At 43.5% G+C, this 11,525-nt stretch carries 10 protein-coding genes and 1 tRNA gene; 8 read left to right on the top strand and 3 right to left on the bottom strand.

The annotated features are described in order from the left end of the window. Positions 1-56 precede the first annotated feature (56 nt). The 7 genes from JHD69_RS12950 to JHD69_RS12920 all read left to right on the top strand — a co-directional run bounded on the left by JHD69_RS12950 (position 57) and on the right by JHD69_RS12920 (position 7,437). Positions 57-818: an ABC transporter permease gene (locus JHD69_RS12950; RefSeq protein WP_199140764.1), complete on the top strand. Its 762-nt coding sequence runs from the start codon at positions 57-59 to the stop codon at positions 816-818. Positions 819-1,129: 311 nt separating this feature from the next. Beyond that, positions 1,130-1,933 (top strand): ABC transporter substrate-binding protein, encoded by an 804-nt coding sequence (locus JHD69_RS12945; protein ID WP_199140763.1) that lies wholly within the window; start codon positions 1,130-1,132, stop codon positions 1,931-1,933. A 249-nt stretch (positions 1,934-2,182) separates the two neighbouring features. Then, a tRNA-Leu gene (locus JHD69_RS12940) sits at positions 2,183-2,267 on the top strand. A gap of 140 nt (positions 2,268-2,407) precedes the next feature. Further along, complete coding sequence (gene tig / locus JHD69_RS12935; protein ID WP_199140762.1) at positions 2,408-3,751, top strand: trigger factor; 1,344 nt, start codon at positions 2,408-2,410, stop codon at positions 3,749-3,751. A gap of 474 nt (positions 3,752-4,225) precedes the next feature. Next, complete coding sequence (gene clpP / locus JHD69_RS12930; RefSeq protein ID WP_199140761.1) at positions 4,226-4,912, top strand: ATP-dependent Clp endopeptidase proteolytic subunit ClpP; 687 nt, start codon at positions 4,226-4,228, stop codon at positions 4,910-4,912. A gap of 74 nt (positions 4,913-4,986) precedes the next feature. Next, entirely contained in the window at positions 4,987-6,225 is a 1,239-nt protein-coding gene (clpX, locus tag JHD69_RS12925; protein ID WP_199140760.1) for an ATP-dependent Clp protease ATP-binding subunit ClpX, read from the top strand. 348 nt (positions 6,226-6,573) lie between these two features. Continuing rightward, the gene (locus JHD69_RS12920) at positions 6,574-7,437 is read left to right on the top strand and encodes an AMP nucleosidase (protein WP_199140759.1); all 864 of its coding nucleotides are present in this window, start codon (positions 6,574-6,576) and stop codon (positions 7,435-7,437) included. 266 nt (positions 7,438-7,703) lie between these two features. Here the strand turns inward: JHD69_RS12920 and JHD69_RS12915 are convergent, their stop codons facing one another. The 3 genes from JHD69_RS12915 to JHD69_RS12905 all read right to left on the bottom strand — a co-directional run bounded on the left by JHD69_RS12915 (position 7,704) and on the right by JHD69_RS12905 (position 10,722). Next, positions 7,704-8,204 carry a SixA phosphatase family protein gene (locus JHD69_RS12915; RefSeq protein WP_199140758.1) on the bottom strand — a complete coding sequence of 167 codons (501 nt, stop codon included), beginning with the start codon at positions 8,202-8,204 and terminating at the stop codon, positions 7,704-7,706. Positions 8,205-8,259: 55 nt separating this feature from the next. Further along, the gene (locus JHD69_RS12910) at positions 8,260-8,961 is read right to left on the bottom strand and encodes a hypothetical protein (protein WP_199140757.1); all 702 of its coding nucleotides are present in this window, start codon (positions 8,959-8,961) and stop codon (positions 8,260-8,262) included. 84 nt (positions 8,962-9,045) lie between these two features. After that, positions 9,046-10,722, bottom strand: a complete 1,677-nt coding sequence (locus tag JHD69_RS12905) for a DNA polymerase/3'-5' exonuclease PolX (protein ID WP_199140756.1) — start codon at positions 10,720-10,722, stop codon at positions 9,046-9,048. 172 nt (positions 10,723-10,894) lie between these two features. Between JHD69_RS12905 and JHD69_RS12900 the strand changes: the two genes are divergently transcribed. After that, positions 10,895-11,506: a hypothetical protein gene (locus tag JHD69_RS12900; protein ID WP_199140755.1), complete on the top strand. Its 612-nt coding sequence runs from the start codon at positions 10,895-10,897 to the stop codon at positions 11,504-11,506. Positions 11,507-11,525 lie beyond the last annotated feature (19 nt).

The raw sequence follows: 11,525 nt of genomic DNA, 5'->3' as shown, positions 1-11,525 counted from the left end.
CCCCCCCCCCCCCCCCCCCCCCCCCCCCCCCCCCCCCCCCCCCCCCCCCCTTTTAGATGTGTATAAGAGACAGGGATAGCCTAGGCACGGTCATCTTAAACGAAAGCCTTGAAAAAGCCTATGGAGGCCATATGATCGGCAAGTTCATTTACGTGAATGATAGCCTGCCGGCACAGGTTGTGGGAATAATTAAGGATATACAGGTGGCCGGTTTCGAAACCAGGATTTTGCCAACGGTTTATACGGCGGCTAATAACAATGCCACAGGCTACCCGAACCAAGGTGTAAACTACATTGTCAAATTCGATCAGCAAAAACAAAAAAATGTACTAGCCGCCATCAACGGGGTTTGGAAACGACAATATCCGGCTTTCCCGTTCAGTTATACCTATATTCAAGACGATTTGAGCAAGGTGCTGGTGGTACACGAACGTTTTAAGGAAATGGTGAAGCTATTTTCGTTTTTGTCTATTTCCCTTTCGCTAATTGGTCTGTTTGCATTAGCTGCGTTTTTAACCAAGCAACGTACCAAGGAAATTGCCATTAGAAAGGTTTTGGGCGCCGATCATCGGACACTGTTCCTGTTGCTCAACAAAAACTACGTTTGGCTCATGGTTATTGCCAATGTGGTTTCGTGGCCCTTCATCTATATTGCCGTCAACCATTGGCTTAGTGGCTTTGCCTATCGAATTGATCTGCCGGTTTTGCCTTTTGTAATCGCTTTCGGAGTTTCTATCGCTACCACTGTCCTTACGGTAAGCATCCAAGTTAAAAATGCCGTTACGGCCAAACCTGTTGATGCGCTTAAATACGAGTAGCCGATTTCCAATTTCAGTTGGCAGTTTTAATTAACAAGTTCCCGCAAAATTAGCAACGTTAAAATGCCGTCGCCACACTTAGACGCTCTTAGGCGTCTCAGGTGGTTTAAAATATGCGATTAGTTGGTAGTTTCAATGAACAAGGTCTCGTAAGTAAAGTGCCCATCATCCTGCTTAGGCGCCGTGGGATGTCTGAGGTGGTCTGAATATGTTAAGGCGCCTTAGTTGATGAAATCCTAATTGGCAATGCAATTCACAATAGAAGCAAATTTAACCACCCCTTAATCAAACCAATAAGCTAACTTTGTGTCATGCAAAGAACTTTTGTCGATCAGCTGGGCAACGAACTGACCATTAACTACCCGCCTAAACGGATTATTTCTATTGTGCCTTCCCAAACCGAGCTCTTGTTCGATTTGGGCCTCGATGAAGAAGTAATCGGAGTAACCAAGTTCTGCATCCATCCGATAGCAAAATTTGCCGCCAGGGCAAAAGTAGGAGGCACTAAAAAACTGCGTATCGACGAAATCAAGCGCCTGCAGCCCGACCTCATCATTGGCAACAAAGAAGAAAATACCCAGGCCGAAATCGAGTTGCTCATGCAAGAATTTCCGGTTTGGATGAGCGATATCTACAACCTCGACGATGCCATGGCCACCATCAGGCAAATAGGGGAGCTCGTTAACCGCGAACCCGAAGCGGCCTACCTCAACCACCTCATCAATGCCGGTTTCAACGACCTCCAGGCGCTGGCCCTTGCCAAAGGCATTAATCAAAACGTAGCCTACCTCATTTGGAAAGACCCTTACATGTTGGCGGGCAACAATACCTTTATCGACTATATCTTAAGGAAAATCGGCCTCAGCAACGCCATCTCCCAAAGCCGCTATCCAGCCTTAACCCTTGAGGAGCTGCAAACTTTAAACTGCCAGCTGATTTTGCTTTCGTCAGAACCCTACCCATTTAAGGAAAAGCATATAGAAGAACTGCAGGAAGCCTTGCCCCAGGCTAAGGTTTTGCTCGTAGATGGCGAAATGTTCTCCTGGTATGGCAGCAGGCTGGTTAAGGCTGTGCAATACCTGTTCGATTTCCAGCAACAGTTGGCAGGTTTTTAGCCATCATTAACTGATGTTGCCCAGTGCTTTGGCCCGGATTGAGCAATCAGCGGTTAAAGAATTTGTCTTTTTCTTTTCCATGGCTTTTAAGCTAACCGGTTAATTCACTTTGAGTTAGTGTGGTTGTGGTGCGCAAGAAAGCATTACGGTGTGTATTTTCGGATATTTTTTTAAAATAAATTCTAATATTTTTTTGGAGAATTAAAGGGAAACGCTATCTTTGCAATCCAAAATAAATCCTAAATAACTGCGGAAGTGGCGTAATTGGTAGCCGCACCAGACTTAGGATCTGGCGCTTCACGGCGTGGGGGTTCGAGTCCCTTCTTCCGCACCAAAAGATAAGACCGTTTCGAGTAATTCTGAAACGGTTTTATTTTTAAAAGGTAATTGGTAAAGAAATAAACATAAACCGATGTGGGCCGGCCAGGTGTTAAGCCTTAAATCCCGCATCTCATTACTCAGATCTAGAATAGAATGAACATCGCACAGGAAAAAGTTGACGATTTAAATGCAGTAGTAAAAATTACCATTGCGCCTGAAGATTACAATCCAAGAGTAGAAAAAGCCCTCAAAGAGCAAGCTAAAAAAGCTAACCTTCCAGGCTTCCGCAAAGGAATGGTTCCAGTTGGCCACATCAAGAGAATGTATGGCAAAAGCATTTTGGTTGAAGAAATCAACAACATGCTGAACGAGAACATCTCTAAGCACCTTACCGATAACCAAGTTGAAGTTTTGGGTCAGCCATTGCCGGTTATGGACGATGCCGAGTACAAATGGGACAACACAGATTCTTTCGAATTCAAATACGAATTAGGTTTGGCTCCAGCAGTTGATGTTGAAGTTACTTCTAAAGATAAATTTACACACTACAACGTAAAAGCCGACGAAGAAACCTTGGCCGCACGGATCAAAAACATCCGCAAAAGCTATGGCAAAATGTCAAATCCTGAAGTTTCGGCAGAAGGTGATGTGCTTTATGCAGAATTGACACAACTATCACCTGACGGTTCGGTTTTCGAAGGTGGCATTACCAGTACAGGTTCTGTCCGCTTAGACTTGGTTACCGATAAAAAGATCCTGAAATCTTTGGTTGGTCTAAAGAAAGACGATGTAGTAGATATTGACATCCAAAAAACTTTCGACAACAACGAAGCTGTAATTGCCAAATTGTTGAATATCAGCGAAGAAGATGCCAAAGAATTGAAGTCGAAATTCAAGGTAACGGTTAAAAACGTAAACCGTCTTGAAGAAGCCGATTTAAACCAAGAGTTCTTTGATAAAATATTTGGTGCAGGTGTAGTGAGTGACGAAGCCGGATTTACAGCCAAAATTACCGAAGAAGTGGAGGCCATGTTCAAACAGGATGCAGATCGTAAATTGCAAAACGATATCTATACCCAGTTAACCGAACAAAGCAAAATGCAATTGCCAGACGAGTTTTTGCGCAAGTGGTTAAAAGCCACCAACGAAAAGCTTTCTGACGAAGAATTGGAGCAAGGTTATGCAGATTTTGCCAAAAACCTGAAATGGACTTTGATCGAAAACAAAATCATTAAAGACAACGATATCAAAATCGAATACAAGGATGTTTTTGAATTGGCCAAGGCCCGTTTAGATGCACAATTCAAAATGTACAGCCCTCAGGCATTGCCAGAAGACCAATTGGCTCAATATACGGCCAACTTCTTGCAGGAAAAAGAAAATGCCAACCGTATTTTCGATGAGGTAAAGGCATTGAAAGTATTCGACTACATCAAATCGGTAGCTACATTAAACGAAAAAGAAATCGCCTACAACAAGTTTATCGAGTTGAAGTAGGCAAGCGTAAGGCTAGGCGAATAGCATTTTATGGTATCGTTGTCGTATTTGATGATGGACAATTAAATTTCAATCGCACTAGGTTTGGCAGTAATCGATAGAATTTACCGGTCAATTGCTTAAGATGGCTGACCAATTGTCAGCAATTAAGAAATATAGATTTGCAGAGCAGTCCAATGGGCTGCTCTTAGCATATCTAATGATATTGCAGGAAGTTCTGGTTCTGCTTCTGGTCTGTAATTTACTCATTTTCTGAACGTTGTATATCGTGTTGCGCCTGCGAACATAAATATTTTAGTGGCATTAGCAAGAAGAAAATTAATTTCCGACATTCGGTTAACCTATTATCTGGAAGAATTAGATAAATTGGCACGGAAATTAACCAACCTCAAGAAATATTTATTAAAATTATAAATCAAGTTTGGAAGGCGGGTTGCCCCCAATCGCCTAAGGCCAAACACTAAACGCAACAACATGAAAATAGATAAAGAAGAATTCAGAAAATACGCAGTTAAGCACCATAGAATTAACGGTTTAAACGTTGACAGATTCATTGCCTCTACCAATAATTCGCCAAAATCGATGACGCCTTATATTATCGAAGAGCGTCAGTTGAACGTAGCCCAAATGGACGTGTTCTCGCGTTTGATGATGGATCGTATCATCTTTTTGGGTGATGCCATCTACGACCAGAACGCCAACATCATCCAGGCGCAGCTGTTGTTTTTGCAATCTACAGATGCCAATCGCGATATCCAGATCTACATCAACTCGCCAGGAGGCTCGGTATATGCCGGATTAGGCATTTACGACACCATGCAGTACATTACACCTGATGTAGCAACCATTTGTACCGGCATGGCTGCTTCGATGGGAGCAGTATTATTGGTGGCGGGCGCTAAAGGCAAGCGCGCAGCGTTAAATCATTCGAGGGTAATGATCCACCAGCCATCGGGAGGCGCACAAGGTGTTGCTTCAGATATGGAGATCAACCTGAGAGAAATGTTAAAATTGAAAAAAGAACTTTACGACATCATTTCAGCACATTCTGGCCAAAGCTACGAGTGGGTAGAGAAAGCTTCAGACCGCGATTACTGGATGAAAGCCGACGAAGCCAAAGGTTTTGGTATGATTGATGAAGTATTGGGCACAACAAAATAAAGAAAAGAGTTGTGGGTTGCAAGTTGTGGGCCAATTGCCATAACTTGCAACCGATAACCTGTAACTAAAGGAAAATGGCTAAGCAAAATAAAGACTCCCGTTGCTCTTTCTGTAACTCTCCGAAGCAGGAAACCTTAATGCTGATAGAGGGAATAGACGCCTATATATGCGACAAATGTGTAACGCAGGCCAATGTTTTATTGGCCCAAGAGTTGGGTAGCAGAAAAAACAAGGCTTTCGACGAATCGTTTAGCTTGTTAAAGCCTGCAGAAATAAAAGCACACATCGACCAGTATGTAATTGGGCAGGATGATGCTAAAAAAGTACTTTCGGTAGCGGTGTACAACCACTACAAAAGATTGAGCCAAAAGCTGGAGAAAGATGAAGTAGAGATCGAAAAATCGAATATCATGCTGGTTGGCGAAACCGGAACAGGAAAAACCCTGTTGGCTAAAACCATTGCCAAAATTCTGCATGTGCCTTTCTGCATTGTTGATGCAACCGTGTTAACCGAAGCAGGTTATGTAGGCGAAGATGTGGAAAGCATTTTAACCCGTCTGTTACAGGCTGCGGATTATGATGTGGCTGCCGCCGAAAGGGGCATTGTTTACATCGACGAGGTGGATAAGGTTGCCCGTAAAAGCGATAACCCTTCCATTACCCGCGATGTATCGGGAGAAGGCGTGCAACAGGCCTTGCTCAAGATCTTGGAAGGTACCATTGTAAATGTACCACCACAGGGAGGCAGGAAGCATCCAGACCAAAAAATGATCCCGGTAAACACCAATAATATCCTGTTTATCTGCGGAGGCGCTTTTGATGGCATTGAACGTAAAATTGCCAATCGCTTGCGTACCCAGGCCGTAGGTTACAAGGTGAAGAAAGACGATCAGGATTTGGACCTGAAAAACCTGTACAAATACATTACGCCGCAAGATTTGAAGGCTTTTGGCCTTATTCCAGAATTGATTGGCCGTGTGCCGGTGCTAACCCACCTGAACCCATTGGATATTGAAGCCTTGCGCAACATCTTAACCGAGCCCAAAAACTCGTTGATTAAGCAATACACCAAGTTGTTCGACTACGAAAACGTAAAATTGATCTTCGATGAAGAAGTGCTCGATTTTATTGTAGGGAAGGCTATGGAGTACAAACTGGGGGCAAGGGGATTGCGTTCCATTTGCGAAGCGATCATGCTCGATGCCATGTACGACACGCCATCAGATGAACATGTAAAAGAACTGCACATTACCCTGGATTATGCCATCGAAAAATTCGAAAAGGCAGATTTCAAAAAGCTAAAAGCAGCATAAAAATTAATCCCGACTTGTTCGGGATTTTTTGTTTTAAGGGAAGAAATGTTTGGCTTTTCATCCTGCTGTAAACCGTAAACAAGCCATATTTAGGTGCGCTTGTTGTTTTAATTATTGAATATTCGGCTAAAATTCGTATATTTGCAGATTAAATAGCGAAGACATTTTGCAAAGTGTCTCATTGAAGATAAGTTTTCGCCTCTGGTTGCCACAGGCTGCCGATCAAAAAAATACCTTATGAAAGAAAATAGCTTAACAAAAAAATAATAACCGCATCAAAAAATCCCGACCTGTTCGGGATTTTTTTTAACATAATATTTTTAAATTTAAAGAAAGGAGTATAAAAAGATGAACGAAGAAAAAGACGTCAAAAAAGATGAAGCGATCGTAAAGAAAGCACAAAAAGTAAAAGAGGTAGAAACTCCTGTAAAAGCCGGTTTAAAATCAAAAGAAGATATTGTAAAGAACTGGTTGCCACGTTATACGGGACGGCCCTTGGAAGAGTTTGGCCAATATATCCTGTTGACCAATTTCAGCAAGTACCTAGCCATGTTCTCTGAATGGAACGACAATGCTCCGATTATGGGGTTAGACAAGCCGATGCAAAGCGTAACGGCAAATGGCATTACCATTATCAATTTTGGAATGGGCAGTCCGCTGGCGGCAACCATGATGGATTTGTTGACGGCTATTATGCCAAAGGCGGTACTGTTTTTGGGCAAATGCGGCGGTTTGAAAAAGAAAAACCAACTGGGCGACCTGATTTTGCCTATCGCAGCCATCAGAGGCGAAGGTACCTCTAACGATTACCTGCCAGCCGAGGTGCCGGCATTGCCAGCTTTTGCTTTGCAGAAAGCGATTTCGACCACCATCAGGGATCATTCTAGGGATTATTGGACAGGAACTTGTTATACCACCAACCGCAGGGTTTGGGAGCACGACAAAGAATTCAAAAAATACCTGAAAAGCCTAAGGGCAATGGCCGTTGATATGGAAACTGCTACCATTTTTACTACTGGTTTTGCCAACAAAATCCCAACGGGAGCCTTGTTGCTGGTTTCAGATCAGCCCATGATCCCAGAGGGCGTAAAAACAAGCGAAAGCGACAGCTCGGTAACTGCCAATTATGTAGAAACCCACTTAAAAATCGGTATCGATTCGCTGAAGCAACTCATCAATGGCGGTTTAACCGTTAAGCACCTTAAATTCTAAGGTCATTCTTTTGGCTGGAGGCAGGAGGGGTCTGTTAAACAACGGATTCTTCGCTGCATGCTCCATTTGGGGCTTTCAGTTATTATTTAACGATACAAGTCCGCAAAGCCGTTGTAAAAGGCGCTCTTAGGTGGTCAAAAAAATGAGCAGTTATCAGTTGGCGGTTTTCAGTTAACGCAAACGCGCGGGATTTCGCGAAGATTAATCGCATTAGTTGAACTTAGACCTTAAATACCTCAGGCTGTGAAATCAAAAGCTTTCCAATTTTAGTCTTCCAAGCTCTTGGGGTAATCAAACAATAGCACATTGCCGGTATTGCTACTGATCATTTTCCAACTGTCAAAAGGAAATTGAATACGTATAACAGAAGCTGTAGGCATGTTTACGATATGTCCGTTGCACAGGTAGTTGGCCAAATCGGTTAAGCCGGGATTGTGCCCAAATAGGGCAATTTGATCGTATTGATCGTCTAGTTGGTTAATTACTTTTAATAGCGATTTTACGCTAGCCTCGTAAATGGCAGGTTCCAGCTCAATATTTTCCAAGGGGATATGCCAGGCTGTGGCGAAATATTGGGCTGTAGTTATTGCCCTTAATGCAGGGCTGCTCACTATAAGCTCGGGTACGATCTGTTGCTTGACCAATCTTTCGGCCATTTCTGGGGCGCTGCTTTTACCTCTGCCGTTTAAAGGCCTGTCAAAATCCCTCAAACCCGCATTTCCCCAGTCAGATTTAGCATGCCTTATTAAAAGTAGCTGTTTTCCCATCTTTAATTTTAAATGATTAAACGAACAAATACTACAGAAATTATTCCTAAAATGTTTATCGCCAATAATCGGCTACCCAAGGCGCCGGTTGCACATAGCGGTACCATTTTCCCCGTCCACCTTTTATCGCTTTATGTGGATTGATTTCCCCATGGAAGATGATAATCTTTGCCCCTTTAGGAATGAATGGCTTTACCCAAAATGCCAAAGGAAACTTCGAAACACAATCGTATTTATAGCTTGGGCACCATTCTTTTGGCCAATAGGCCAGTTTCCCTTTGTCGTAAATGGCTTGGGTAAGGTATTCCTGTTCATTGCGATGGCGTTTCCTGATTTCGTCGAAATTTTGGAGGAAATCGTTAAATACATAACCATGCTGGCCAATTTCAAAGCGGTAAACGGATGAGTTTCCCGTAATGCGCCATTGTTTTTTGTAATCCTTAATAATGAGGAATTCGCCTTTATAATCGAAAAAACAATCAATTGGTGCTACAATTACAATATCAAGGTCCAGAAAAAGCGCAGTGCCTTTTAAACCGTATAAATCCTCTTTTAAAGTAGAGAGCTTTTTCCACATCCGCTCTGGAAGTCCGCCAGGCAATTCCATGGCTGGTATTGGAAAACACTGTACTTCTGGTGTAATGCCTGTTTCGTCGTCGGTAAAACAAACCATCTTAAAAGGATAGCTAAGGTTTCTGGTTACCATAGCATGAAGTCTATTCACGTATTCGGGGCCATATAGCTTGCCCCATTTCATGCAAAAGATGTATTTTTCAGACATTATAAGGATTTCCTTGTATAGTTATAGCGCTCAAAATAAAGTTATAAATTATTAGTAACGTTATTTTGGTTCATTTTGTTCAAAGTATGCAGTTATTTGTTCTAGGCTGAACGCATTTAGACAGTTAGAGGCGGTCAGGCCTCCTTTTCTGGCAATTAAAGTGCCAAAATGCATGTCGTGGAAGCCTTCCTTGCGGTGTGCATCGGGATTGATGCACAAGAGTACCCCTTTCTCGAGTGCATAGCGGTGCCAGCGCCAATCGAGGTCTAAACGCAAGGGGTTGGCATTGATTTCTATGGCTACCTGGTTAGCCGCACAGGCATCGATTACTTGCTGATAATCGATTTCGTAGCCCTTTCTGCTCAGCAAGAGTCTGCCGGTAGGATGGCCCAGAATGGTGGTATAGGGATTTTCGATGGCTTTGATGAGGCGGGCTGTTGCCTTGTCGCGATCCATGCGCAAGTTGCTGTGCACGGAGGCTACTATGAAATCGAAGGTCTTAAGGATGTCGTCGCTATAATCTAGCGAACCATCGTTCAGGATATCGCTTTCTATGCCCTTAAAGATTTTAAAAGGCGCAAGTTTTTGGTTCAGCTCGTCTATTTGGCGGTGCTGTGCCCAGACACGTTCTTCGCTCAGCCCCTTGGCATAGAATGCCGATTTGGAGTGGTCGCAGATGCCTAAATAAGACAATCCCAAATTCTCTTTGCAATAAATGGCCATTTCCTCCAGCGTATGCACGCCGTCGCTCCAATCAGAGTGGTTGTGCAAGGTGCCTTTAAGGTCTTTGTATTCGATGAGTTGAGGCAACTGGTGTTTTTGGGCCAATGCTATTTCGCCCAGATCTTCCCTCAGTTCGGGTGCGATAAAATCTAGCTCTGCTTGGGCATAAATAGCCTCTTCGCTGGCAAATGGGCCATTTCCGGCCAATTCGAGTACTTTTTTTACATGGCTTTCGTTACCGGTAAGCTTAAAATACTGCAGGTAAAAGTCTTCGTGGGGTACGATTTCCAAACGGATATGCAGGCCAGCTTCGGTAGTTGCCGAAAATACATTATCGCTAACCGCTGCAAAGGACAGGCCTTCGAAAGAAGCCAGCTGCTCTTCAGAAATGACGTCAGAGCCCAGTACGAGAACCACTTCTTCTATAATTTCGCAATTCCGCCTAAAGTCGCCAGCAACACTCAGTAGGGCATGGTGGTCGGCTTTGTTCAGCCATACGGCCATGTCGGCCAAAAGCTGGTACACGGCAGCTTCTACTTGGGCATATAAAAACTTGCCGTTGGCGGCCATCTTAAATTCGATGATTTTTTTGATCTCCTCCTGGGTTTTCAGGCCAAAACCTTTGGCTTCAACCAACCTGTTCTCGTTGCAGGCATAGTAAAGCTCGCCAACGTTTTCGATTTGGAGCTCATGCCAGATAATACCGATTTTTTTTGGGCCGATGCCTTTGATGCCCAGCATTTCTACAATGCCCGGAGGCGTTTGTGCCAAAAGCGTTTCGAGCTCCTGTAGCGTACCTGTTTGAAGCAACTCAACTACCTTTCCTGCAATGCTTTTTCCGATGCCGTCTATTTTGTCCAGCTCGTTCAATGGCTTTTGGGCGATGGCAAAGGGTAACTTGTCTATCTTGAAAGCCGCATTGGCTACCGATTTGATTTTAAAGGGATTTTCTTCGTGCAGCTCCATCAGTTGAGACAGCAGTCGAAGTGTTCTGGCTATGGGTTTGTTCTCCATCGGCGTAAAAGTAAAAGTAAAATGGCAAATGTGAAAAGCTTTTTATACGATTAAGCATAAATGAGCTGCTTATTTGTTAATGGATGATGAAACCATTATTAATTTGATAACCTAAACAGGGAGTTGTTGAGGAATGATGGCTTTCATGTGGTTGAAATAAACGATTAAGCAGATGAAAAAATTGAACTGGATATTGATTTTGGCAACCTTGGCCATAGTCGCCTGTCGCAACAAACAAGTTAAGCTGCAAGCTACCGAGGTAAGCCAAAGCGAAGCAACCGCTACCGATAGCAGTACTTTGATTATAGCTGGCCAACAAATCGGTGAACTGCACCTGAACCAGGACGCTACCGAAGTGGCCAAGCTGTTGGGCAAACCCAATGCCGGCGATGCGGCCATGGGCAAAGCCTGGGGTATTTGGTACGACAAAGGCGATTCGTCAATTGTAAACTATGCAGTTTACACCACCTATAGCGACAGCACCATGCGAACCAAAAGCGTACAGCAATTGCGCACCAGATCGCCCTTGTATAAAACTGCAGCTGGTTTAGGCGTGCGGTCCGATTTTTCGATGTTGCATAATGTTTACCCTGCCTTACAAAAGTTGGATAGCTACCGGCATACGAAAACAAAAGATACCTTGACGATTTATGACGACGTACAAAAGGGGATTGCCTTTGAATTGGTCAACAACAGCTGTGTTGCGGTTATCGTGCATCCGGTCCATAAAAAAAGCAATGAAACCTACTTGACGTATGATCCCGATTGGAAACTGATCAAATAGATTTGATTGCTTAAGCTAT

The organism is Pedobacter sp. ASV12 (assembly GCF_016429155.1).
In the GTDB taxonomy this organism is placed as follows: domain Bacteria; phylum Bacteroidota; class Bacteroidia; order Sphingobacteriales; family Sphingobacteriaceae; genus Pedobacter.
Note: the sequence above shows the minus strand (reverse complement) of the source record. Positions and strands in the feature narration are given on the sequence as shown.

What these genes read in the sequence shown, in the direction of transcription:
- JHD69_RS12900 (WP_199140755.1), top strand. Translation starts at nt 10,895, where the DNA reads ATGAAAAAATTGAACTGGATATTGATTTTGGCAACCTTGGCCATAGTC.
- clpX (WP_199140760.1), top strand. Translation starts at nt 4,987, where the DNA reads ATGGCTAAGCAAAATAAAGACTCCCGTTGCTCTTTCTGTAACTCTCCG.
- JHD69_RS12920 (WP_199140759.1), top strand. Translation starts at nt 6,574, where the DNA reads ATGAACGAAGAAAAAGACGTCAAAAAAGATGAAGCGATCGTAAAGAAA.
- JHD69_RS12950 (WP_199140764.1), top strand. Translation starts at nt 57, where the DNA reads ATGTGTATAAGAGACAGGGATAGCCTAGGCACGGTCATCTTAAACGAA.
- JHD69_RS12915 (WP_199140758.1), bottom strand. Translation starts at nt 8,204, where the DNA reads ATGGGAAAACAGCTACTTTTAATAAGGCATGCTAAATCTGACTGGGGA.
- JHD69_RS12910 (WP_199140757.1), bottom strand. Translation starts at nt 8,961, where the DNA reads ATGAAATGGGGCAAGCTATATGGCCCCGAATACGTGAATAGACTTCAT.
- clpP (WP_199140761.1), top strand. Translation starts at nt 4,226, where the DNA reads ATGAAAATAGATAAAGAAGAATTCAGAAAATACGCAGTTAAGCACCAT.
- JHD69_RS12905 (WP_199140756.1), bottom strand. Translation starts at nt 10,722, where the DNA reads ATGGAGAACAAACCCATAGCCAGAACACTTCGACTGCTGTCTCAACTG.
- JHD69_RS12945 (WP_199140763.1), top strand. Translation starts at nt 1,130, where the DNA reads ATGCAAAGAACTTTTGTCGATCAGCTGGGCAACGAACTGACCATTAAC.
- tig (WP_199140762.1), top strand. Translation starts at nt 2,408, where the DNA reads ATGAACATCGCACAGGAAAAAGTTGACGATTTAAATGCAGTAGTAAAA.